This window comes from Caulobacter sp. LjRoot300 (genome assembly GCF_964253875.1).
Classification (GTDB): domain Bacteria; phylum Pseudomonadota; class Alphaproteobacteria; order Caulobacterales; family Caulobacteraceae; genus Caulobacter.
Genome location: NZ_CAXUSA020000011.1, coordinates 1 through 22,921, shown reverse-complemented (window position 1 = coordinate 22,921; position 22,921 = coordinate 1). Strand labels below are relative to the sequence as shown.

The window sequence follows — 22,921 nt, the reverse complement described above, 5'->3', positions numbered from 1 at the left end:
CCCTGCCCCGTTCCATCTGGCCCCGTTCTATCCGGCCCACGCCTAACAAGGTTCGCGGCCGCGCGACAGCCCCGCCAGACGTTTCCGCCTATCCAAACGCCCCGGCCAATTCTAACGTTCGTTTGAAGCGGTCGGAACAGGCCGTGCCGGGAGAACGTCGTGAAGCTGTACGGTGAAGCCAATCCCGCGCCCAACCCGCGCCGAGTGCGCATCTTCGCGGCGGAGAAGGGGCTGGACCTGCCCGAGATCCGCATCGGCATGCGCCAGGGCGGTCACAAATCGCCCGAGCACAGGGCGCGCAACAGCCTGGGCCAGGTTCCGGTTCTGGAGCTGGACGACGGCCAGATGATCAGCGAGAGCGTCGCCATCTGCCGCTACCTGGAGGCCCTGCACCCGGCGCCGCCGCTGTTCGGGACCTGCGCCCTGAGCCAGGCGCGCACCGACATGTGGGTCCGCCGCGTCGAGTTCCAGCTGATGATCCCGGTCGCCATGTACTGGCGCCACGCCCATCCGCTGACCGCTTCGCTGCTGGTCCAGAACCGGGAGTTTGGCGAATCCAACCGGCCGCTGGCGGCCAAGGCCATGGGCTGGCTGGACCGCGAACTGGCCGACGACCGCGACTGGATCGCCGGCGACGTCTACGGCATGGCCGACATCGTCGCCCTGACCACGATCGACTTCGCCGCCTTCATCGGCCTGGACGTCCCGGAAGGGGCCGAGCGGCTGAGGGCCTGGCGGGAAAGGGCGTCGGCGAGACCCAGCGCCGGCGCCTAGACGGCGGCGGGCGCCAGCTCGCTTTCGTGCAGGTCGTAATAGGCCCGGGCCGGGGCGGCGGTCAGGATCACCATCTGGACGGTGAAGAAGAACGGCGCCAGCAGCATGGTGGCCAGGCCGGACAAGGCCAGCATGATCGGGTTGGTGACGCCGCCGGAGAAGGTCAGGATCAGCCCCGAAACCACGGTCTGGGCCACGCTGACCAGGATCGTCAGCACCACCGCCAGGAAATACATGACCAGCAGGCGCCAGAAGTGGTGGTCGGTCAGGGCCCAGGTCCGCCGCAGCGACAGCTTGCCCTCGGCGAAGGTGGTGATCGACAGCAGCGACAGCCGGATGCCGAACCAGATCGACAGGCCGGCCACGGCGATGGCCCCCAGCACCTCGACCCAGCGGTTGGTCTCGACCGCGCCCAGGCTGATCAGGCCCGCGCCGATCAGCACCAGCACCGCGCTGGGCAGGGCGGTGACGACCAGGGCCACGACCCAGCCGACCAGGGCGACGACGAATTGCCGCGCCTCCTCGGGCCCCACCCGCAGATAGGCCAGGCGTCGCTCCTGGGGCCGCACCACCGCCCGCATGATCGCCACGCTGATCACCGACTGCAGGGCCACGGCGAAGGCGATCAGCGGCAGCAGCGTGCCCTTGCGGCGGGCGACGATGTCGATCAGCTCGCGCAGGTCGTTGGTCCGGGCCAGCAGCGCCAGGTCGGTCCGCACCGTGCCGCCGAACGCGAAGGCCACCACCAGCCCCAGCACGACCAGCATGGCGAAGTAGCAGGCGGCCCAGGCCAGCACGACCAGCGGCTTGCGCCGGGTCATGCGGACGCCCTCGAGCGCGGCTTGGACGGGCGAGAAGGTGGTCATGTCCGGAGGGTTCCAGGTGTCGGGGCGGGTTGAAGGCGATAGACGTCGACCAGGGCCGCGGTCCAGACCGGGATGAGATAGAAGAACACCAGGGCGACGCTGACCAGCTCGGGAACCAGCGTGCCCTCGGCGAAGCCGGCAATCGCCCGCAGATAGCCGATCAGCACCACCAGGATGATGGCCGGCGCGGCCAACACGGCCCCGGCCGCGGCCAGGACCAGCACCACGCCGCGCGTGCGCCCGAAAGCGCTGAGCACCTGGATGCGTCCCAGGTCGACCGTGGCGGCGGGGGCCAGGGACAAGCGCAGGAACAGCCAGAGCATGATCGCCATCGACAGCAGCGGCGGCAGGCTGGCGGCCAGGGCGCCGGGGCCGCCGAGCGCGGCGCGCCAGGCGTCGACCGAGGTGATGTCCAGGCCCGGCGCGTTGCTCTTGGCAACACCCACGACCACCGCGCCGACCAGCACCGCCAGCACGGCCATGACGACGGTCAGGATCACGGTGACCAGGACCTGGACCGCCAGCAGCCGCCATTCCTGCACGCCCCAGCGCAGGCCCCTGAAGCCGGCGGGCCCGCCGAACGCTACGCGGTACAGGCCGCCATAGGCCAGGGTGGTGGCGGCCAGCTCCAGCGGCAGGCCCAGGAAGCCCAGCGCCGGCGGCAGGGCGCGGGGCAGCAGGCCCAGAACCGCGCCGGCGACCAGCGCCGCCCAGCAGGTCCGCAGACCCGGCGCCCATCCCGCCATGCCGGCGCGAACGGTCCGCCCGATCGCCGCCGATCCCTCAGCCATGAAGCCCTCTCCCGTCCGCGACCGCGAACCCCTATCCCAGGAGTCATAAGCGGTTCGCCCCCGGCTTGGCGACGAGTCGCGGCGGGTGTCACGCTGAATTTCGCCGGCCGTGGCCTTGGCGCCGCGTGGACAGGCGCCGCGCCGTGTCAGGCCTTGCCCGCGCCGGAAGCGGCCAGTTCCTGATAGGCCTTGGCCCACGGCGCGTAGACCAGGGTCATGGCGAAGGCGCCCAGGAACGACAGCACGACGGTCCCGATCGCCGCGATCTTCCAGAACGCATGCAGCCAGGCGCGCGGCGGCTGGCCCTGCAAGGCCTCGACCATGGCCTTGATTCCCGCCCACGATCCGAAGGCCGCCAGGCCGAGCACCGCGTAGAGCACCAGCTCCAGGCCGATCAGGATCAGCACCAGCAGCGCCGCCATGCCCAGCAGCCGGCCGCTCTGGCCGCGGGTGAAGCTCCAGGATTCGAACAGCAGGAACTTGCTCTCGGCGAAGCTCATCGGCCCGGCCATCGACAGGCGCAGCACGCCCCAGATCAGGGCCCCTATCGCCGCCAGGACCACCAGAGCGATCAGCAGCCCGGCCACCAGCTTGCCGGCCTCGCCCGCCGCCGAGCCGACCAGGAAGACGATCAGGCCCACGATGAGGCCGACGAACAGCACGGCGAGATAGGCCATCATGAACAGCACGGTCTGGACCAGGGTCACCAGCCCCAGCCACAGCTCCGGCATGCCCAGGCGCAGATAGGCCCAGCGCTTCTGGTCCGGCTGGAGCACGGCCCGGAACACCGCCCCGGCCACCACCGCCTTGACCAGCGCGCCGCCGACCCAGCTGATCACGTTCACGCCCATCATGCTGCCCTGCAGCTGCATCATCCGCGCCATCATCGCGGAGTCGGCGGCGGGCGAAGACGCCGACGACGGATCCGGCATGGTCTTGATCATCTCGATGAACTGCGGCGCCAGGGTCCACATCAGGGCGACCATCGGCCCGACCAGCGTCACCAGGATCACCAGTCCCCAGGCCAGCACCGCCAGGGGCGCCCGCCCGATCACCCCGAACCCGGCCGTCGCCGCGCCTGTCGCCGAAAATCTCGCCATGCCCCGCCCCCGCAACCTTGAGTCTTCACCCAACCTATACGCAGGTTTCGCCGGCTGGCCAGCGGAGGTATGAGGGCGGCCATGAGCACCTCCCCGTCTTCTTCTCCGTCTTCTTCCCCGTCTTCCGGCGCCCCCATCCATGTCGTCGGCGGCGGCCTGGCCGGGTCCGAGGCCGCCTGGCAGATCGCCCAGGCCGGCGTGCCCGTGGTCCTGCATGAAATGCGGCGCGACCTGCCCGACCCGTCCTCAAGCAGCGAAGCGGTAGGACAAGTAAAAATCCGCACCGACGCCCACCAGACCGACGGCCTGGCCGAGATGGTGTGCTCCAACTCGTTCCGCTCCGACGACTGGCAGTTCAACGCCGTGGGCCTGCTGCACGCCGAGATGCGCCGGCTGGACTCGCTGATCCTGTCGGCCGCCGACCAGCACCAGGTGCCGGCCGGCGGGGCCCTGGCCGTCGACCGCGACGGCTTCTCGGCCGAGGTCACCCGCCGCATCGAGACCCACCCGCTGATCACCATCGTCCGCGAAGAGGTCGCCGGCCTGCCGCCGGAGGACTGGGACAGCGTCGTGGTGGCCACCGGCCCCCTCACCTCGCCCGCCCTGGCCGACGCCATCCTGCAGCTCAGCGGCGAAGGCCAGCTGAGCTTCTTCGACGCCATCGCGCCGATCATCCACGTCGAGTCGATCGACATGGACATCGCCTGGCGCCAGTCGCGCTACGACAAGGAAGGCCCCGGCGGCGACGCGGCCGCCTATATCAACTGCCCGATGGACAAGGCTCAGTATGAGGCCTTCATCGACGCCCTGCTCGAAGGCCCCAAGGCCGAGTTCAAGGACTGGGAGCACGTGCCCTATTTCGACGGCTGCCTGCCGATCGAGGTGATGGCCGAACGCGGCCGCGAGACGCTGCGCCACGGGCCGATGAAGCCGGTCGGCCTGACCAACCCGCGCGACCCGACCGTCAAGGCCTACGCCATCGTCCAGCTGCGCCAGGACAACGCCCTGGGCACGCTGTGGAACATGGTCGGCTTCCAGACCAAGCTGAAGCACGGAGCCCAGGCCGAGGTGTTCCGGATGATCCCAGGCCTTGCCAACGCCCAGTTCGCGAGGCTCGGCGGCCTGCACCGCAACACCTTCATCAACAGCCCGCGCCTGCTGGACCGCAGCCTGCGGATGAAGGTCGCCCCGCGCCTGCGGTTCGCTGGCCAGATGACCGGGGTCGAGGGCTATGTCGAAAGCGCCGCCACCGGCCTGCTGGCCGGCCGCTTCGCCGCCGCCGAGCGCCTGGGCCGGACCCTGGACGCCCCGCCGCCAACCACCGCCCTTGGGGCCCTGGTCGACCACGTGACCGGCGGCCACCTGGAAGGCGGCCCCGAGGGCAAGAGCACCTTCCAGCCGATGAACATCAACTACGGCCTGCTGCCGCCGATGGAGACCCCCAAGGTCGGCGACAACGGCGTCAAGATCCCGCTGAAGGAACGCGGCCGCGCCAAGAAGCGGCTGATGAGCGTGCGGGCGCTGGCGGATCTGGAAGCGTGGCTGGGCTAAACGGGAGGCTCTAAACGGGTAAACGGGGACACGCACTCGCCCAACGACCTGGGTCGTTCCGGCGCGGCCTCGCCGCGAGTGTGTGTCCCCGTTTAGAGCAGGACCCGCCGGCCGCTTCACGCGTTCAAAGCCCCATGTCCGCCCCACCCTGGCTCACCGACCTCGTGCTGCGCGTGGCCTGGGCGCCGCCGTGGGCGGTCAGCCTGGTGCTGATCCTGGTCGCGGTGCTGGTCGCCCTGGCCGTCCACTGGGCGATCGTGCGGGTGGTGCGGCGATCCCTGGCCCAGGACGCCTTCTGGTCAGCCCTGGCGGTGCGCACCCGGCGGCCGACGCGGCTGGCCTTCATCACCGCCGCCCTCAGCCTGGCCGTCGCCGCCGCGCCCCTGACCCCCGGCCAGGCGGCCACGGCCAAGACCGGCCTGCTGGTGCTGTTCATCCTGCTGGTCGGCTGGATCGTGATGACCGCCCTCGACATCGCCGCGGCCCTGCACCTGCGGCGCTTCAAGGTCGACGTCGAGGACAACCTGCTGGCCCGCAAGCACCTGACTCAGGTCAAGATCCTGCGTCGGGCCCTGTCGGTGGTGGTCGGGGTGGTGACGGCGGGCTTCGCCCTAATGGCCATTCCCGGTGTCAAGCAGTGGGGCGTCAGCCTGCTGGCGGCCGGCGGCGCGGCCAGCCTGATCGTCGGCCTGGCCCTGCAGCCGCTGCTGACCAACCTGATCGCCGGCATCCAGATCGCCGTCACTCAGCCGATCCGCCTCGACGACGCCGTGATCGTCGAGAAGGAGTGGGGCAATATCGAGGAGATCAACGCCACCTATGTGGTGGTGCGGCTGTGGGACTGGCGGCGGATGGTGCTGCCGCTCAGCTACTTCATCCAGACGCCGTTCCAGAACTGGACCCGCGAGAGCGCCGCCCTGATCGGCACGGCCATGCTCTATGTCGACCACGCCGCGCCGATCGACCGCCTGCGCGCCAAGCTGCAGGAGATCGCCAGGGACTCCAAGCTGTGGGACGGCAAGGTGGTCGCCCTGCAGGTTACGGACGTCACCGCCCAGGTGCTGGAGGTGCGCTGCCTGGTCAGCGCCCGCAGCGCCCCGACGGTCTTCGACCTGCGCTGCGACGTCCGCGAGCAGATGATGGCCTTCCTGCGCGACGAGGTCCCCGAGGCCCTGCCCCGGCGGCGGCTTTCGCTGGCCGACGAGGCGTCCGCGACGGCGGAAGCCTAGGCGGCTGGGGCGTTGTTGCGCGTCTTGTCACGGCCAAGATGTCCACTATAGTGGACGAATGGACACCGCAGTTGATATCGACGCCGCCCTCGCCAAACGCCTGCGCCTGGAGCGTGAGGCGCGCGGCTGGTCGCTGGCCGATGTCGCCCAGCGCTCGGGCGTGTCCAAGGCGATGCTCAGCAAGATCGAGCGCGGCGAGACCAGTCCCACCGCGGCCTTGCTGGTGCGGCTGTCCACCGCCTTCGGCCTCACCCTGGCCGGCCTGCTGGTCCGCGCCGAGCAGCCGGCGGGCCGGGTGTCGCGCGCCGCCAGCCAGCCGCGATGGACCGATCCCGAGACGGGCTACGTCCGCCGCCAGGTGCTGGCCATGCCGGACCATCCGGTGGAGCTGGCGGAAATTGATCTGCCGGCCGGCAAGCGCGTGGGCTTTCCGGCCTCGGCCTACGCGATGATCCGCCAGGCGATCTGGGTGCGCGACGGCGTCCTGACCGTCATCGAAGGCGACGAGCGGCACGTCCTCGAGGCCGGTGACTGCCTGGCGTTCGGAGCGCCCGCCGACGTGGTCCTGGCCAACGAGACGGACCGATCCTGCCGGTACGTGGTCGTCATCGACCGACGCTGAAATCCCCTTCGGAGACCCGACGATGCAAAGCGCGCCAAGCGTCCAGCGCCTGGATGTTCGACAAGACGATCTTTCCAGCCCGCAGACCCGGGCCCTGCTGCGGCTGCATCTGGAGGGCATGCACGAAACCTCGCCGCCCGGCCACGTCTTCGCCCTGGACCTGTCGGGCCTGAAGGCGCCCGGCGTCACCGTCTGGAGCGCCTGGTCGGGCCCGGACCTCTGCGGGATCGGGGCCTTGAAGCAGCTCGACGGCCGGACGGGCGAGGTCAAGTCCATGCGCACCCACCCCGACCACCTGCGGCGCGGCGTGGCCGCCCTGCTCCTCGACACCGTCATCGCCCAGGCCCGCGCGCTGGGCCTGACGCGGCTGAGCCTGGAAACCGGACGCGGCCCGGCGTTCGAACCGGCCTTGGCGCTCTATCGCCGACGCGGCTTCGTCGACGGCGGGCCGTTCTCGGACTACGAGCACAGCGGTTTCAGCCAGTTCCTGCACCTCGACCTGTCCGCCTAAGCGTCGTCTGCGCAGGATCGCCCTTCACATCGCCCTTCACTAAGTAAGTGATTTATGACTTAGCTTCAGGCGCCGGCCACGGGGTCTGGCGCTTGTCGAGGCATCCGCGCCGATCGGCCGGAGCGAGCCGCGATCGTCGTGGGCTTTGCCGCCCGCGATGCTAGGCAGGATGTCACGAATGGCGTGGAACGGCAAAGGGGAGCCCGGCAGGGTGGCGGAGGCCTTCGAGATCGGCGAGTTCGAGCCTGGAGCGCGGGCCAAGACCCGTTGCGACCTGATGGGCGTGGAGCCCTTCAGCGAGGCCGAGGGCATGCTGGTGCGGCGCTTCCTGACGCCGGCCCACGACGAAGCGCTCAAGACCCTGGCCTTCTGGATGGAGCAGGCCGGCATGACCGCCCGTCGCGACCCGGCCGGCAACCTGGTCGGCCGCTACGAGGGCGAGACGCCGGAGGCTCCGGCCCTGCTGATCGGCTCGCACATCGACAGCGTCCGCAACGGCGGCCGCTATGACGGCGCGCTGGGCGTGATGCTGGGGATCGACATGGTCGAGGTCCTGGCCCGCGCCGGCCGTCGCCTGCCGTTCGCGGTCGAGGTGATCGCGTTCGGCGACGAGGAGGGCTCGCGCTTCCCCGCCTCGATGACCTGCAGCCGCGCGGTGGCGGGGACCGTCAGTCCCAGCGTGATGGAGATGACCGACGCCGACGGCGTCAGCCTGGCCGAGGCCTTCGCGGCCTTCGGGCTGGACCCCACCCGCCTGGAGGAGGCGGCGCGCAAGCCCGGCGAGATCTTCGCCTTCCTGGAAGCTCACATCGAACAAGGCCCGGTGCTGGAGGCCGAGGGCCTGGCCCTGGGCGTGGTCACCGCCATCGCCGCCCAGAAGCGGCTGATGGTGCGGTTCACCGGCATGGCCGGCCACGCCGGCACCACGCCGATGAATTTGCGCAAGGACCCCGGCCCCGCCGCCGCCGAGGCGATCCTGGCGCTGGAGCGGATCTGTTCCGGTGGTCGAGACGGCCTGGTCGGCACCGTCGGCCGGATCGCCGCCCTGCCCGGCGCCTTCAATGTCATCCCCGGCGCGGTCGAATATTCGATGGACGTCCGGGCCGAGGTCGCCGCCACCCGCGACGCCGCGGTCGAGGCGGTCACCGCCGAGATCCAGGCCATCGCCGCCCGGCGGGGGTTGGAGGCGTCGGTCACCCTGATGCAGGACCTGGCCGCCAGCCCCTGCGATCCCGGACTGACCGCCCTGCTCGAAGACGCCGTCGCCGCCACCGGCCAGGCGCCGCGCCGCCTGCCCAGCGGGGCCGGCCACGACGCCATGGTCATCGCCGACCTCTGCCCCACCGCCATGCTGTTCATCCGCTGCGAGGGCGGCATCAGCCACAACCCGCGCGAGGCCGTGACCGAGGCCGACTGCGCCCTGGCGGCGCGGGCCATGCTGGAGTTCGTGGAGCGGCTGGCCGACGATTTCGACGCAATGCGTCCTTCGAGGCCGCTCCGCGGCGCCTCAGGATGAGGAGCATTGTTGCTGATTTCCTCTTCCTGAGGTGCGAGCCGCAGGCGAGCCTCGAAGGACGCACCGCGTCCCCGAACAACGAATTGAAGCGCTTCAGATGACCACCACCTTCGGCGAACTCGACCACCCCGCCCGCCTGCTGATGGGGCCTGGCCCGATCAACGTGCATCCGCGCGTGCTGCGGGCCATGTCGGTGCAGCTTCTCGGCCAGTTCGACCCGGAATTCACCGGCTACATGAACGAGACCATGGCGCTGTACCGCCAGGTGTTCCAGACGCAGAACCGCTGGACCTTCCTGATCGACGGCACCTCGCGCGCGGCGATCGAGGCGGCCCTGGTCTCGGTGCTGGCGTCGGGCGACGACGTGGTGGTGGTCAACGCCGGGCGCTTTGGCCTGCTGCTGTCGGAGATCGCCCAGCGCTGCGACGCCAAGGTCACCCTGGTCGAGGGCGAATGGGGCAAGGTCGTCGACCCGCAGGCGGTCGAGGACGCGGTCAAGCGCGTGCGGCCGCGGCTGGTGGCCTGCGTGCACGGCGACACCTCCACCACCATGGCCCAGCCGATCGCGGCCATCGGCGAGATCTGCCAACGCTACGACACCCTGCTCTATGTCGACGCCACCGCCACGATCGGCGGCATGGGCACGCCCGTCGACGCCTGGCGGGCCGACGTCGTCACCGGCGGCCTGCAGAAATGTCTGGGCGGTCCGTCCGGCTCGGGGCCGATCACGATCTCCGACCGCGCCGCCGAGCACATCAACGGCCGCAAGCACGTCGAGGCCGGCATCGCCACGGCGGGGAGCGTCGCCGGCAACGGCCGCCGCATCGCCTCCAACTATTTCGACCTGGCGATGATCATGGACTACTGGTCCGACAAGCGCCTGAACCACCACACCGAGGCCGCCTCGATGCTATACGCGGCCCGCGAATGCGCCCGGGTGGTGCTGGAGGAAGGGCTGGAGGCCCGCTTCGCCCGCCATGCCCAGGCCGGGGCGGCGGTGGTCGCCGGAGTCGAGGCCATGGGCCTGACCGTCTACGGCGACAAGGCTCACAAGATGACCAATGTCACCGCCGTGGTCATCCCGCCCGGGGTCGACGGCGACCGGGTGCGGACGCGCATGCGCACCGACTTCGAGATCGAGATCGGCACGGCCTTCGGGCCGCTGGCGGGCAAGGTCTGGCGGATCGGGGCGATGGGGGTGAACGCACGCAAGCACGCGGTTCTGACGACCTTGGCCGCCCTTGAGGCGGTGCTGCGCGGCGAGGGTTATGGGTTCACGGCCGGGGCTGGGGTGGACGCGGCGTTGGGGGTGTTCTCGTGACACTCCCCCCTCAGTCGCTCCGCGACAGCTCCCCCACAGGGGGAGCATCTAGAAAGGTCCTCCCCCTGTGGGGGAGGCGGCCCGAAGGGCCGGTGGGGGGAGTGGCATGACCTATCCAAGAGACCTCGTCGGCTACGGCGAAACCCCGCCCCACGCCCAATGGCCGAACGGCGCCCGGATCGCCGTGCAGTTCGTCCTCAACTATGAGGAAGGCGCCGAGCGCTCGATCCTGCATGGCGACCCGCAGGCCGAGCACTTCCTGTCGGAGATGGTTGGCGCCCAGCCGGTCCCCGACGCCCGGCACATGGCGATGGAAAGCCTGTACGAATTCGGCGCGCGGGCCGGTTTCTGGCGCATCCGGCGGCTGTTCGAGGACTTCGGCCTGCCGCTGACCGTCTTCGGCGTGGCCCAGGCCATGGCGCGCAACCCTGACGCCGTCGAGGCCATGCTGAAGTCCGGCTGGGAGGTCGCCAGTCACGGCTATCGCTGGATCGACTACCAGCATTTTCCCGAAGCTCTGGAACGCGAGCACATCGCCCAGGCCATCGAGATCCACGAGGCCCTGACCGGCGAGCGGCCGCTGGGCTGGTACCAGGGCCGCACCAGCCCCAACACCGCCCGGCTGGTCGCCCAGGAAGGCGGCTTCGTCTACGACGCCGACAGCTACGCCGACGACCTGCCCTATTGGGACGACCAGCATGGCCGGCCGCAGCTGATCACGCCCTACACCCTGGACGCCAACGACATGCGCTTCGCCGCGCCCCAGGGCTTCAACAGCGGCGACCAGTTCTTCGCCTATCTGCGCGACACGTTCGACGCGCTGTACCTGGAAGGCGAGACCGCGCCGAAGATGATGAGCGTGGGCCTGCACTGCCGGATCGTCGGCAAGCCCGGCCGGATCATGGCCCTGCGCCGCTTCCTCGAGCATGTGACCGCCCACGACAAGGTCTGGGTCGCACGGCGCATCGACATCGCGAGGCACTGGATCGCGACCCACCCCTACAAGGCATTCGCCAAATGAGCGCCCCGCCCCTGACCCTGGCCGATCTGAACCGGATGAACCGCACCGGCTTCGCCACCACGCTCGGCTTCGCCTTCGAGCTGTCGCCGTGGGTCGTCAAGCGCGCCTATGACGCCGCGCCGTTCGACAGCGTCGAGGCCCTGCACGCCGCCACCATGGCGGTGCTGGAAGCCGCGCCCGAGGACGAGCGCCTGGCCCTGATCCGCGCCCACCCGGAACTGGCCGGCAAGACGGCGATCGCCAAGACCCTGACCGCCGAGAGCAACGCCGAACAGGCCAGCGCCGGCCTGGACCGGCTGACCCCGGAAGAGTTCGAGCGTTTCCACGCCCTGAACGCCGCCTATCGCCAGCGCTTCGGGTTTCCGTTCATCATCGCCGTGCGGCTGAACGACAAGACCGCGATCCTGGCCGCCATGCAGGCGCGCCTGGACAACGACAGGGCCGCCGAGATCGCCGAGGCGATCGCGCAGATCGGCCTGATCTCCAAGCTTCGGCTGCAAGACGCGGTGACGGCCTAGGATGGATTACGACGTCACGACCTGGCTGAACCTGTCCCTGCGCTGGCTGCACGTGATCGCCGGCGTCGCCTGGATCGGCGCCTCGTTCTACTTCGTCTGGCTGGACAACAACCTGCGCGCCCCCGAGCCGCCGAAGGACGGGGTGAAAGGGGAGCTGTGGGCCGTGCACGGCGGCGGCTTCTACCATTCGCAGAAGTACATGACGGCCCCGGCCCACATGCCCGACCACCTGCACTGGTTCAAATGGGAGGCCTACACCACCTGGCTGTCGGGCTTCGCCCTGCTGATCGTGCTCTATTACGTCGGCGCGCCCGTCTATCTGATCGACGCCAGCAAGCACGCTTTCAGCCAGGCTGGCGCCATCGCCACGGGCCTGGCCTTCATCTTCGGCGGGCTGCTGGTCTACGAGGGCCTGTGCCGCTCGCCGCTGGGCGGGAAGCCGCGCCTGTTCGGCGTGGTCTGGTTCCTGTGCCTGACCGGAGCGACCTACGTCCTGACCAAGTTGTTCACCGATCGCGGAGCCTTCATCCACGTCGGCGCGATCATCGGCACGTGCATGGTCGGCAACGTGTTCCTGATCATCATCCCCAACCAGCGCAGGATCGTCGCCGACATGCTGGCCGGCCGCCCGGTCGACCCTCGCCTGGGCGCCATGGGCAAGCAGCGCTCGGTGCACAACACCCACATGACCCTGCCGGTCATCTTCATCATGATCAGCAACCACTATCCGGCGGTCACGGGCCATCACCTGGCCTGGCTGCTGCTGGCCCTGATCAGCGCCGGCGGCGTGTCGATCCGCTACTTCTTCATCCTGCGCCACCACGGCGTCATCAAGCCCGACTACCTGATCCTGGGCGCGTTCCTGATCTTCAGCGTCAGCATGATCGCCAGCCTCAAGCCCAAGGCCGCCGAAACGATGGCCGACGTGCCCTTCCCGGTGGCCCAGGCCATCGTCCAGAAGCACTGCGTGGCGTGCCACTCGGCCGTCCCGACCCACAAGGGCTTCACCGCCCCGCCCAACGGCGCGGCCTTCGACACGCCAGCCGGCATGGCGCGCTATGCGGGCAAGATCCGCGAGCGCGCGGTCGAGACGACCAGCATGCCGCTCGGAAACGAGACTCACATTACCGATCAGGAACGCGCCCAGCTGGGCGCCTGGATCGAGGCGGGAGCAAAGACGCAGTGACCACCGTGCCAACGACTCCCGCTCCCGGGACGCCTTCGGCCGAACCGACCGACGACGCCGCCCCGGCGCCGCGCAAGCGCAACGCCGAGCGGACGCGCAAGGCGATCCTGACCGCGGCGCTGCGCGAATTCTCCCAGGCGGGCTACGCCGGCGCGAGGATCGAGAAGATCGTCAAGGCCGCCAAGTGCAACATCCGCATGCTCTATCACTACTTCGGCGACAAGAAGGGCCTGTACCTGGCGGTGCTGGAGGCCGCCTACGAGGACTTGCGCGGCCGCGAAGCCGAGCTGGAGATCGACTTCGACCGGCCGCTGGAAGGCTTCCTGGCCCTGCAGCGCTTCACGTCGGACTATTTCGAAAAGAACCCGCGCATCGACGGCCTGCTGCGCAACGAGAACCTGTTGCAGGGCAAGTTCGTCTCGCAATCGCGCAAGGTCACCGAGACGGCGTTTCCGCTGCGCCGGACCATCGAGCGGCTGATCGAAAGCGGCCAGAAGCAGGGGATCTTCCGCGACAACCTCGACTGGGCCCAGATCTACGTGACCATCGCGGCCATGAGCCGGTTCCACCTGGCCAACGGCTACTCGCTGTCGGTGACCCTGGACACCGACATGAGCAAGCCGGAATGGCGCCGGGCCCGGTTGGCGCATGCGCTAGAACTGCTGGAGGGGTATCTGCGGAAGTAGGGGCGTGGAAAACCCCCTCAGTCGCTCCGCGACAGCTCCCCCAGAGGGGGAGCATCTGTTTAGATCCTCCCCCTCTGGGGGAGGTGGCCCGAAGGGCCGGAGGGGGTCTGCCCTCCCTTAGAACAACACCCCCTTCTCCAGCATCCCATGCACGCCCTTCTCGCCGTTGACCGTCTGGGTCACGCGGAAGTCCACGGCCAGCGAGCAGAACTGATAGGCCTGCACGCGCGTCAGCGAAGACCGCGCGACGATCAGCTCGATCATGCCCCGCAGCGCCTGCTTCATGGCCAGGTCCAGGTCTTCGTTGAAGCCGAACGTCAGATGGTGGGTCGGGCTCTGGGCGCTGGGCCAGGTCCGGACGCCGACGTCGGCGGCCTTGTGCAGGACGAAGGTGAAGGTCCCTGTCAGGCCCATCTCCAGCGCATTGACGCAGACCTCGCCGTCGCCCTGGCGGCCGTGGCCGTCCCCGGCCGAGAAGTTGGCGCCCGGAACCCAGACCGGCAGGAACAGGGTCGAGCCGGCGACCAGCTCCTTGCAGTCCATGTTGCCGCCGTGCTCGCGCGGCTCGCGGCTGGACAGGCGTCCGTAGCGGGGTGGCGGGGCGACCCCCGTGGTGCCGAAGAACGGGCGCAGCGGCAGGGTCGGGCCCCAGCTGGGCTTGCAGGTCCCCGCCGCCGCGTCGACCGCGATGTGGCTGACATAGCGCTCGGGAAACTCGTCCGGCAGGGTCCCGGCCAGCGGCCGGACGGCACAGTAGCCCCAGACGTTGTTCGGCTCGATGGCTTCGATCCGCACCTCCAGCGTATCGCCCGGCTCGGCCCCCGTGATCGCCACTGGCCCTGTCAGGATGTGCGGCCCGATGCGCTCCAGCCTGGCGTCGTGGATCGCCTGCAGGGCGGGCGGGATCGCCAGGCCGGAGTCCGGCGCCGGCATCACCTCGGGTCCTCCGGACACGCAGTCGATCACCACCGTGTCGCCCGGCGCGACCGTCAGCACCGGAGCGAAGGCGGCGTCGAATATCCCGAAGCGCACGGTTTCCGGGGTCGAGGCCAAGTGATGGCGCATGAAGTAAGTCCTCTATTACCAGGACTCAGTTGGCGCGCGCCCGGTCCGCCGCCCTAGTCTCGACCACCGCGCAGCCAGGCGAAGCGCGCCGGCGCCCATCTGGCGGGCAGAGCGGCCGCCGGCATGGCGCGGACATGGGCGTCGGCGCGTTCCAGGGCCCATGCCGCTGGCGGCGACCGCTCATCCCCGCTATGAAGATTTTTCTTACTTGTGGAGCTCGTCCCGCATGGCGACCGATCCGGCGCTCGCAGCGTTCCTGGCCCTCGACGACGAGGCGGTCGCCGCCTATGCGGACGCCCAGGCCGAGGCGCTTGGCCTGGCCCTGCCGCCGGAGACCCGCGCCGGCGCGGTCGACAACCTGGCCCTGCTGCGCCGCCAGGCCGCGACGTTCATCGTCGACGCCTACTCGGACGACACCGCCCCTCCCGAGCCGTTCGAGCCATGAGCGCCGCCGACTTCCGCCCCGCCCAGGCCGTCGCCGCCGACGTCCGCGAGGGCCGGACCACCGCCCGCGCCGAGATCGAGGCCGCCCTGGCCCGCGCGCGGGATGACCGGTTCAACGCCTACACCGCCGTCTTCGCCGAGCGCGCCCTGGCCCAGGCCGAGGCCATCGACGCCGACCTCGCCGCCGGCCGCCCGGTCGGCCCGCTGGCCGGCGCGCCGTTCGCGGTCAAGAACCTGTTCGACGTCGAAGGCGCGACCACGATCGCCGGCTCGAAGATCCGCCGGGATGCGCCGCCCGCCGCCCGGGACGCCACCGCCGTCCAGCGCCTGACCGCCGCCGGGGCGGTGCTGGTCGGCGCGCTGAACATGGACGAGTTCGCCTACGGCTTCGTCACCGAGAACGCCCACGACGGCCCGACCCGCAACCCGCACGACCTGGCCCGCATCGCCGGCGGCTCGTCCGGCGGTTCGGCCGCGGCGGTCGGCGGCGGCCTCGTGCCCCTGACCCTGGGCTCGGACACCAACGGCTCGATCCGCATCCCCGCCAGCCTCTGCGGAGTGTTCGGCCTCAAGCCCACCCTGGGCCGGCTGTCCCGGCAGGGCGCCTTTCCCTTTGTCGAGAGCCTGGACCATGTCGGGCCGTTCGCCCGCTCGGTCGCCGACCTGGCCCTCGCCTACGACCTGATGCAGGGCCCCGATCCGCTGGATCCGCTCTGCCGTCGGCCCGCCGAACCGGTCGCCCTCCGCCTGCAAGCCATAGCCGACGCGCCCCTTCGCGTCGGCGTGCTGGGCGGCTGGTTCGCGCAGGGCGCCTTTCCGCAGGTGCTGGAGGCGCTGGAGATCGTCGCCGACGCTCTTCAAGCCAAGCGCGGCGTCGCACTTCCGGACGCCGAACTGGCCCGCGCCGCCGCCTTCTGCCTGACGCCGATCGAGGCCGCGCACCTGCATCTGCCTGATCTGAAAACTCGGCCGCTCGACTACGACCCCGCCGTCCGCGACCGCCTGCTGGCCGGGGCCCTGGCCCCCGAGGCTGTCGCCGAGGCCGCGCGCCGCTATCGCCCGGTGTTCCGCGACGCGGTGCGCCGCGTGTTCGAGGATTTCGACGTCCTGCTGGCCCCCGCCTCGGTCTGCCCCGCGCCCGGCATCGGCCAGGCGACCATGGAGATGGACGGCCAACAGGTCTCGGTCCGCAAGAACCTGGGCGCCTACACCCAGCCGATCAGCTATGTCGGCCTGCCGGTGGTGGCCGCCCCCGTGAACCGCCCCGGCAAGCTGCCGATCGGGGTGCAGATCATCGCCCCGGCCTGGCGCGAGGACCTGGCCCTGGCCGCCGCCCTGCGCCTGGAGCAGGCCGGCGTCGTGGCCGCCCATCGCCCCCCTTCTCCCCTGGCGGAGCCTTCCCGATGACCGTCAACGAGCCCGACGTCCTGGCCGAGGTGACGGTCGCCGTCGACGCCTACGAGACGGCGCTGATGACCAACGACGTCGAAGCGCTGGACGGTTTCTTCCGTGATGCGCCCGAGACGGTGCGCTACGGCGTGGCCGAGAACCTCTACGGCTTCGAGGCCATCGCGGCCTTTCGAATCGGCCGCTCAGGCGGCTCGCCGCAAAGGTCGCGCCTGAGGACGGAAATCGCCACGTTTGGGCGAGACTTCGCCATCGCCAACGTCGAATTCCTGCGCGAGGGGGCAAAACGTACCGGACGCCAGAGCCAGGCCTGGATCCGTACCGAAACTGGCTGGAAAATCGTCTCGGCCCACGTTTCGCTTCTCCAGGACGGCATCGATCAACGCCTTGCTCCGTAAGCGGTCGAGCGCCGAACCCCATGGCCATAAGTAATAAGTCTATGACTTGTGATCTGCTTTTGGGCAGTCCTGTCGCGGCGTGGTCAAATAGTAACATCCAGGACAAAAACTTCACCGAACCACATCCAGGACGTCATCAAAGCTTTGGATTCGCCTCCGGCATTGTGCATTGCACCCTCAAGCGTCGGGCCGCCGACGCATGAAGGGGATACTTCAATGACCACCGCCAACACGCTGCGCAGCCGCCTCCACCGCGGCGCCGCCCTCACCGCCCTGGTCCTGGCCGTCGGCGCCGCCGCGCCGGCCTTCGCCCAGGACACCGGCTCCGTCACCCTGGACGACGTGATCGTCACCGCCCAGAAGCGCTCGGAAAACATCCAGGAAGTGCCGGTCTCGGTGGCCACCATGGGCGGCGAGAAGCTGGACGCCCTGTTCGCCGGCGGCGAGGACGTGCTGGCCCTGTCCAGCCGCGTGCCCGGCCTGTTCGTCGAAAGCTCCAACGGCCGCGCCGCCCCGCGCTTCTACATCCGCGGCCTGGGCAACACCGACTTCGACTTGGCCGCCTCGCAGCCGGTCTCGGTGATCATGGACGACGTGGTCATGGAGAACGTCGTGCTGAAGAGCACGCCGATCTTCGACGTCGAGCAGGTTGAAGTGCTGCGCGGCCCGCAAGGCACGCTGTTCGGCCGCAACACCACCGCCGGCATCGTCAAGTTCGACAGCGTCAAGCCGAGCCAGGTCTTCAAGGCCAACGGCACGGTGACCTACGGCTCGCACGGCTCGTGGACGGCCGAAGGCGGCGTCGGCGGCCCGCTGGTCGAAGGCAAGCTGGCCGGCCGCATCGCCGTCCTGGGCCAGCACCGCGACGACTATATCGACAACACCTTCACCCACGTGAAAGATGCGCTGGGCGGCTATGACGAATACGCCATCCGCGGCCAGTTGCTGTGGACCCCGACCGAGAACCTCAGCGTCCTGCTGAACGCCCACAACCGCACCCTGGACGGCACCGCCGCGATCTTCCGCGCCAACATCCTCACCAAGGGCAGCAACAAGATCAACGGCAACTTCGACCGCGATTCGGTCTTCTACAACGGCGGCGCCAACAACCCGCAGAAGTACGACGGCAACGGCGAGTCGATTAAGGTCGACTACGACTTCGGCGGCGCGACCCTGACCTCGATCAGCGCCTACGAGACCACCAACGGCTACAGCCGCGGCGACATCGACGGCGGCGTGGCCGGCACGGGCCCAGGCTTCATCCCGTTCGACTCCGACACCCGGGACGGCATCGACGACCTGGACCAGTACACCCAGGAACTGCGCCTGGCCTCGGACACCGAAGGCCCGCTCAGCTGGCAGGTCGGCGGCTACTACTTCAAGTCCGACTTCCTGGTCACCACCGACGCCGGCTTCAACAAGGCGACGCTGAACCACAAGAACACCGCCTGGGCCGGCTTCGGCCAGGTCGCCTACCAGGTCAACGACAAGCTGAAGCTGACCGGCGGCGCCCGTTACACCGACGACAAGAAGACCATGACCGTCGTCGGTTCGACCGCGCCGGAAGTGTCGGTGTCGGACAGCAAGGTCTCGTGGGACCTGTCGGCCTTCTACGACGTGACCGACGACGTCAGCCTGTACGCCCGAGCCGCCCACGGCTTCCGCGGCCCGACCATCCAGGGCCGCGACATCGTCTTCTTCAGCCCCGCCTCGGTGGCCAAGTCGGAAACGATCCAGTCGTACGAAGTCGGCTTCAAGAGCGAACTGCTGGACCGCCGCATCCGCTTCAACGGCGCGGCCTTCACCTACGAGGAAAAGAACCCGCAGTTCAGCGCCATCGGCGGCGCCACCAACGGCACCCTGCTGATCAACGCCGACAAGGGCCAAGCCTACGGCGTCGAGTTCGACGGCGAGTTCAAGGTCACCGAGAACCTGCTGCTGACCGCCGGCTACAGCTACAACCACACCAAGATCAAGGACAAGGACCTGGCCGTGGCGGTCTGCGCCCAGTGCACGGTCACCGACCCGCTGAACGCCTCGGGCCAGGCCCTGGTCGACGGCAACCCGTTCCCGAACGCGCCGAAGTACGTGCTGAACTTCACGGCCCGCTACAGCTATCCGGTCGGCGACGGCGAACTGTTCGCCTACACCGACTGGTTCCGCCAGGGCTACACGAACATCTTCCTCTACCAGAGCAAGGAGTTCTACTCGAAGGGCGACTTCGAGGGCGGCCTGAAGCTCGGCTACGCCAAGCGCGACGGCGCCTACGAGATCGCCGCGTTCGCCCGCAACATCACCAACGAGGTGAACCTGCGCGGCGGCATCGACTTCAACAACCTGACCGGTTTCGTCAACGAGCCTCGGATCGTCGGCATCTCGATCAGCGCCAAGCGGTAGTCCTGGAGGACCCGACCGGCGCTCGCGCCGGGCGGAAAGCCCGAAGGATTGCCATCGTCCCGCCATGCTCTCGGTTCGCGCCGGGAGCATGGTTCGTTTCGGAGGGTCTCCCCCTCCATTCCGCGATGAGATAAGTCCTTCGGATGACGACCCAGAACTCTGTCCAGAAGATCATCTTCGACACCGATCCCGGCATCGACGACGCCATGGCGCTGCTGTTCATCGAGGCCAGCCCAGCGCTCGACCTGGTGGCGGTGACCACGGTGTTCGGCAACGCCGACATCGACACCACCACCCGCAACGCCCTCTATCTGAAGGACCGCTTCGGCCTTAAGGCCCCGGTCTTCCAGGGGACCGACAAGCCGCTGGTCCGGCCGCGCAGTCCCTCGCCCACCTTCGTGCACGGCGAGAACGGCCTGGGCGACGTGGAACTGACCGGCCTGAAGCCCGCCCGGCCGGAGCCCAAGCCCGCCTACCAGGCGATCATCGACCTGGCCCGCGAGAACCCCGGCGAGATCACCCTGGTCGCGGTGGGTCCGCTGACCAACCTGGCCCTGGCGCTCGACGCCGATCCGCAGGTCGCCACCTTGCTGAAGGCCGTGGTGATCATGGGCGGCGCGTTCGGCGTGGCCGGCAAGCCCGGCAACGTCACGCCCGTGGCCGAGGCCAATATCTGGAACGACCCGGAGGCCGCCGACCAGGTGTTCACCGCGCCCTGGCCCGTGACCGCCATCAGCCTGGACGTGACCAGCCAGGTGGTGATGACCCCCGCCTACATGGACGCGCTGGAAGCCGGCGCCGGCCCAGCCGGCGCGTTCCTCAACGCCATCTCCAAGCCCTATGCGGCGTTCTACGGCGGCCGCGACGGCATCGTCGGCTGCTGCGTGCACGACGCCGCGGCCGTGGCGTTCGTGATCGACCCGTCGCTGTTCGAGGTGCGCCGCGGTTCGATCCGGGTGATCACCGACGGCATCGCCCTGGGCCAGACCTGCCAGAAGGTCGAGGGCGAACTGTTCGGGCCGTCGGCCTGGGACGACCAGCCGATCCAGGCGATCACGGTGGGGGTGAAGGCGGAGGGGCTGCTGAAGCTCTATGCGGAGACGATGGGGGTCTGAGCCCCCTCAGTCGCTTCGCGACAGCTCCCCCAGAGGGGGAGCATCTAGGCCGATCAGATCCTCCCCCTCTGGGGGAGGTGGCCCGGAGGGCCGGAGGGGGTTCACCCCCGCCGATGCCGCTCCACCCCGGCCACATAGGTCCGCTCCACCACCCGATCATCCCCCAGCACCGTCAGCGCGAACAGCCGGTCTTCCAGACTCCGCGCTGCCGGCATCCGTCGGGCCAGCAGCGGCGTCGCGGCCAGGTCCAGCACCAGGAAGTCGGCGATCTTGCCGCGTTCCAGGCTGCCGATCTCGTCCTCAAGCCCCAGGGCCCGCGCCCCGCCCAGGGTGGCCAGGTACAGCGCGTGGAACGGGTCCAGCGCCTCGCCGCGCAGTTGGCCCACCTTGTAGGCCTCGCCCAGCGTGTGGAGGATCGAGAAGGTCGTCCCCGCCCCGACGTCCGTGCCGATCCCGACCTTCACCCCGTGGGCGCAGGCGGTCTCCAGCGGGAACAGGCCCGAGCCCAGGAACAGGTTCGAGGTCGGGCAGAAGGCAACTGACGCCCCTGCCTGCGCGAGACGCTGGAAAGCGTCTCCCTGAAGATGGACGCAGTGGGCGAACACCGAGCGCTTGCCGACCAGGCCGAAGCGGTCATAGACGTCCAGATAGTCCGTGGCCTCCGGGAACAGCTTGGCCGTGTCGACGATCTCGCGGATGTTCTCCGACAGGTGGGTCTGCATCCACACGGTCGGGTGCTCGGCCAGCACCTCGCCGGCCATGGCCAGCTGTTCGTCGCTGCAGCTGATCGCGAAGCGCGGGGTCACGGCGTAGCCCAGCCGGCCCTTGCCGTGCCAGTCGGCGATCAGGCTTTCCATGTCGGCCCGGCTGCCCTCGACCGTGTCGGTCAGGCCGGGCGGGGCGTTGCGGTCCATCAGCGACTTGCCGGCGATCAGCCGCATGTCGCGCTTCAGGGCGGCGACGAACAGCGCCTCGACCGAGGCCCTGTGCACCGAGCCGAACACCAGGGCGCTGGTGGTGCCGTTGCGCAGCAGCTCCTCGACGAAGAACTCGGCGGCCTCCTCGGCGTGGCCCTGGTCGGCGAAGGCGGCCTCGGCCGGAAAGGTGTGGCGCTCCAGCCAGTCCAGAAGTTGCTCGCCATGGGCGGCGATAATGTCGACCTGCGGGAAGTGGATGTGGGTGTCGACCAAACCGGGGACGATCAGTTTGCCGCGCAGATCCTCCACGGGCGTATCGCCCAGCTCGTCGGCCAGCTTGGCGTAGTCGCCGCAGGCCACGACGCGGCCGTCCGCGACCAGCAGCAGGCCGTCCTCGTGGAAGGCGTGCGCCTCGCCATCGGTGGTGTTCGGGTCGGCCTCCAGGTGGAGGATCGACGCCCTATAGGCTTGCAAGCTGGAGATCCTTCAAACGTTCGCGGCGGGCGGCCTCGAGCCGCATCAAGAGATCGGCGGCCACCGAGACGGCGATCACCTCGGGGGCCTTGTTCTTCAGGTGCGGCAGGCCGATCGGGCAGGTGACGCGCGCCACCGTCCCGTCGCCGAAGCCGTCCTTGCGCAGCCGGCTCAGGAACCGCGCCTTCTTGGTGTCCGACCCGATCAGGCCCAGATAGCCGAACGCCCCGCCGGCCAGGGCCGCCGAGGTCAGGGCGTAGTCCAGATTATGGTCGTGGGTCATGACCAGGATATAGGCGTCCGGCCCCGCGCCCATGGCGGCGGCGGCCAGCTCGGCCGGCGCCCCCACCGTGACACCGGGGATCCGGGATGTCTCGGGGCGGGTGTCGTACCAGGCCAGGCGGAACGGCAGCGGTTCCAGGGCCCGGGCCACGGCCTGGCCCACATGGCCTGCCCCGAACAGCAGCACTGGCGGGCGCGGCAGGTCCTGCGGCTCGACCAGCACGTCGCCCAGCGTCGGCCGGGCGCCGCGCGCCGTCGCCGGTTCGCCCCCCAGGGTGATCGTCGCCCCCTCGGGGCTGGACGCCGCGACCGGCGCGATGGTCTTGGCCAGGGCGCCGGGGTTGAAGCGGGTGCGGACCTCGAACGGCTGGTCGGCGTCCAGCCGCCGCGCGGCGTCGGTCAGCCAGTCGACGGCGGTCCTGTCCAGGCGCTCGATCAGCAGCCGCACGCGGCCGCCGCAGCACTGGGCCAGCAGCGGGCCCAACGGATAGTCCTGGAGCGCGAAGTGCACCGAGGTCAGCAGCATCTTGCGCGCCTGCTCGGCGACCTGGTGTTCCAGATTGCCGCCGCCGATCGTGCCGGCCTGGCCGTCGGCCCAGACCACCATCTTGGTCCCGGCGTCGCGCGGCGCCGAGCCTTCGGTGGCCAGGATGGTGACCAGGGCGAGGGACTGCCCCTCGGCCAGTCGCGCCAAAGATTGCCGAGCCCAATTGCTCATGGACCCTCTCCC

Annotated in this window: 22 protein-coding genes; 16 read left to right on the top strand and 6 right to left on the bottom strand. The window is 69.6% G+C overall.

Annotated elements, in window-relative coordinates; translation table 11 throughout:
• Positions 1–159 precede the first annotated feature (159 nt).
• Positions 160–774, top strand: coding sequence for a glutathione S-transferase family protein (locus ACSQ2G_RS22995; protein ID WP_436034692.1), 615 nt, complete (start codon positions 160–162; stop codon positions 772–774).
• Here ACSQ2G_RS22995 and ACSQ2G_RS22990 read toward each other — a convergent pair.
• The 3 genes from ACSQ2G_RS22990 to ACSQ2G_RS22980 form a co-directional block, all read right to left on the bottom strand.
• Positions 771–1,640, bottom strand: a complete 870-nt coding sequence (locus ACSQ2G_RS22990; protein WP_310083896.1) for a hypothetical protein — start codon at positions 1,638–1,640, stop codon at positions 771–773. The two genes, ACSQ2G_RS22995 and ACSQ2G_RS22990, sit on opposite strands and share 4 nt — an antisense overlap.
• Positions 1,637–2,431 (bottom strand): hypothetical protein, encoded by a 795-nt coding sequence (locus ACSQ2G_RS22985; RefSeq protein WP_436034691.1) that lies wholly within the window; start codon positions 2,429–2,431, stop codon positions 1,637–1,639. Before ACSQ2G_RS22985 ends, ACSQ2G_RS22990 begins: the two co-directional genes overlap by 4 nt.
• 146 nt (positions 2,432–2,577) lie before the next feature.
• Positions 2,578–3,531 carry a hypothetical protein gene (locus tag ACSQ2G_RS22980; RefSeq protein WP_436034690.1) on the bottom strand — a complete coding sequence of 318 codons (954 nt, stop codon included), beginning with the start codon at positions 3,529–3,531 and terminating at the stop codon, positions 2,578–2,580.
• A gap of 81 nt (positions 3,532–3,612) precedes the next feature.
• Here ACSQ2G_RS22980 and trmFO point away from each other — a divergent pair, with 81 nt between their 5' ends.
• From trmFO to ACSQ2G_RS22930, 10 genes are all read left to right on the top strand, one after another.
• The gene (gene trmFO / locus ACSQ2G_RS22975; protein ID WP_436034689.1) at positions 3,613–5,082 is read left to right on the top strand and encodes a methylenetetrahydrofolate--tRNA-(uracil(54)-C(5))-methyltransferase (FADH(2)-oxidizing) TrmFO; all 1,470 of its coding nucleotides are present in this window, start codon (positions 3,613–3,615) and stop codon (positions 5,080–5,082) included.
• A gap of 134 nt (positions 5,083–5,216) precedes the next feature.
• On the top strand, positions 5,217–6,311 hold the full coding sequence (locus ACSQ2G_RS22970; protein WP_436034688.1) for a mechanosensitive ion channel family protein: 1,095 nt from the start codon (positions 5,217–5,219) through the stop codon (positions 6,309–6,311).
• Positions 6,312–6,369: 58 nt separating this feature from the next.
• The gene (locus tag ACSQ2G_RS22965; protein ID WP_436034687.1) at positions 6,370–6,933 is read left to right on the top strand and encodes a helix-turn-helix domain-containing protein; all 564 of its coding nucleotides are present in this window, start codon (positions 6,370–6,372) and stop codon (positions 6,931–6,933) included.
• Positions 6,934–6,955: 22 nt separating this feature from the next.
• On the top strand, positions 6,956–7,444 hold the full coding sequence (locus ACSQ2G_RS22960) for a GNAT family N-acetyltransferase (protein ID WP_436034686.1): 489 nt from the start codon (positions 6,956–6,958) through the stop codon (positions 7,442–7,444).
• Positions 7,445–7,673: 229 nt separating this feature from the next.
• Complete coding sequence (locus ACSQ2G_RS22955; RefSeq protein ID WP_436034717.1) at positions 7,674–8,960, top strand: allantoate amidohydrolase; 1,287 nt, start codon at positions 7,674–7,676, stop codon at positions 8,958–8,960.
• A gap of 31 nt (positions 8,961–8,991) precedes the next feature.
• The gene (locus ACSQ2G_RS22950) at positions 8,992–10,281 is read left to right on the top strand and encodes a pyridoxal-phosphate-dependent aminotransferase family protein (RefSeq protein WP_436034685.1); all 1,290 of its coding nucleotides are present in this window, start codon (positions 8,992–8,994) and stop codon (positions 10,279–10,281) included.
• A gap of 106 nt (positions 10,282–10,387) precedes the next feature.
• Positions 10,388–11,302, top strand: a complete 915-nt coding sequence (puuE, locus tag ACSQ2G_RS22945; RefSeq protein WP_436034684.1) for an allantoinase PuuE — start codon at positions 10,388–10,390, stop codon at positions 11,300–11,302.
• On the top strand, positions 11,299–11,820 hold the full coding sequence (uraD, locus tag ACSQ2G_RS22940) for a 2-oxo-4-hydroxy-4-carboxy-5-ureidoimidazoline decarboxylase (protein WP_436034683.1): 522 nt from the start codon (positions 11,299–11,301) through the stop codon (positions 11,818–11,820). Before puuE ends, uraD begins: the two co-directional genes overlap by 4 nt.
• Position 11,821: 1 nt before the next feature.
• A complete protein-coding gene (locus tag ACSQ2G_RS22935; protein WP_436034682.1) occupies positions 11,822–13,006 on the top strand; it encodes a urate hydroxylase PuuD in 1,185 nt (394 codons plus the stop codon).
• A gap of 5 nt (positions 13,007–13,011) precedes the next feature.
• Entirely contained in the window at positions 13,012–13,692 is a 681-nt protein-coding gene (locus tag ACSQ2G_RS22930) for a TetR family transcriptional regulator (protein ID WP_436034716.1), read from the top strand.
• Between the two features lie 117 nt (positions 13,693–13,809).
• On the opposite strand, the gene ACSQ2G_RS22925 is transcribed toward ACSQ2G_RS22930, so the two are convergent.
• On the bottom strand, positions 13,810–14,757 hold the full coding sequence (locus ACSQ2G_RS22925) for an acetamidase/formamidase family protein (protein WP_436034681.1): 948 nt from the start codon (positions 14,755–14,757) through the stop codon (positions 13,810–13,812).
• Positions 14,758–14,983: 226 nt separating this feature from the next.
• Here ACSQ2G_RS22925 and ACSQ2G_RS22920 point away from each other — a divergent pair, with 226 nt between their 5' ends.
• The 5 genes from ACSQ2G_RS22920 to ACSQ2G_RS22900 all read left to right on the top strand — a co-directional run bounded on the left by ACSQ2G_RS22920 (position 14,984) and on the right by ACSQ2G_RS22900 (position 20,518).
• The gene (locus ACSQ2G_RS22920; RefSeq protein WP_436034680.1) at positions 14,984–15,202 is read left to right on the top strand and encodes an AtzG-like protein; all 219 of its coding nucleotides are present in this window, start codon (positions 14,984–14,986) and stop codon (positions 15,200–15,202) included.
• On the top strand, positions 15,199–16,608 hold the full coding sequence (locus ACSQ2G_RS22915; protein WP_436034679.1) for an AtzE family amidohydrolase: 1,410 nt from the start codon (positions 15,199–15,201) through the stop codon (positions 16,606–16,608). The genes ACSQ2G_RS22920 and ACSQ2G_RS22915 overlap by 4 nt, the downstream gene beginning before the upstream one ends.
• Positions 16,605–17,006 carry an oxalurate catabolism protein HpxZ gene (hpxZ, locus tag ACSQ2G_RS22910; RefSeq protein ID WP_436034678.1) on the top strand — a complete coding sequence of 134 codons (402 nt, stop codon included), beginning with the start codon at positions 16,605–16,607 and terminating at the stop codon, positions 17,004–17,006. The genes ACSQ2G_RS22915 and hpxZ overlap by 4 nt, the downstream gene beginning before the upstream one ends.
• A 216-nt stretch (positions 17,007–17,222) precedes the next feature.
• Entirely contained in the window at positions 17,223–19,403 is a 2,181-nt protein-coding gene (locus ACSQ2G_RS22905; RefSeq protein WP_436034677.1) for a TonB-dependent receptor, read from the top strand.
• A gap of 143 nt (positions 19,404–19,546) precedes the next feature.
• Positions 19,547–20,518 (top strand): nucleoside hydrolase, encoded by a 972-nt coding sequence (locus ACSQ2G_RS22900; protein WP_436034676.1) that lies wholly within the window; start codon positions 19,547–19,549, stop codon positions 20,516–20,518.
• 101 nt (positions 20,519–20,619) lie between these two features.
• Here ACSQ2G_RS22900 and guaD read toward each other — a convergent pair whose 3' ends face one another.
• Both guaD and xdhC read right to left on the bottom strand, forming a co-directional pair.
• Positions 20,620–21,909, bottom strand: coding sequence for a guanine deaminase (gene guaD, locus ACSQ2G_RS22895; RefSeq protein ID WP_436034675.1), 1,290 nt, complete (start codon positions 21,907–21,909; stop codon positions 20,620–20,622).
• Positions 21,896–22,909, bottom strand: coding sequence for a xanthine dehydrogenase accessory protein XdhC (gene xdhC / locus ACSQ2G_RS22890; RefSeq protein ID WP_436034674.1), 1,014 nt, complete (start codon positions 22,907–22,909; stop codon positions 21,896–21,898). The genes guaD and xdhC overlap by 14 nt, the downstream gene beginning before the upstream one ends.
• Positions 22,910–22,921 lie beyond the last annotated feature (12 nt).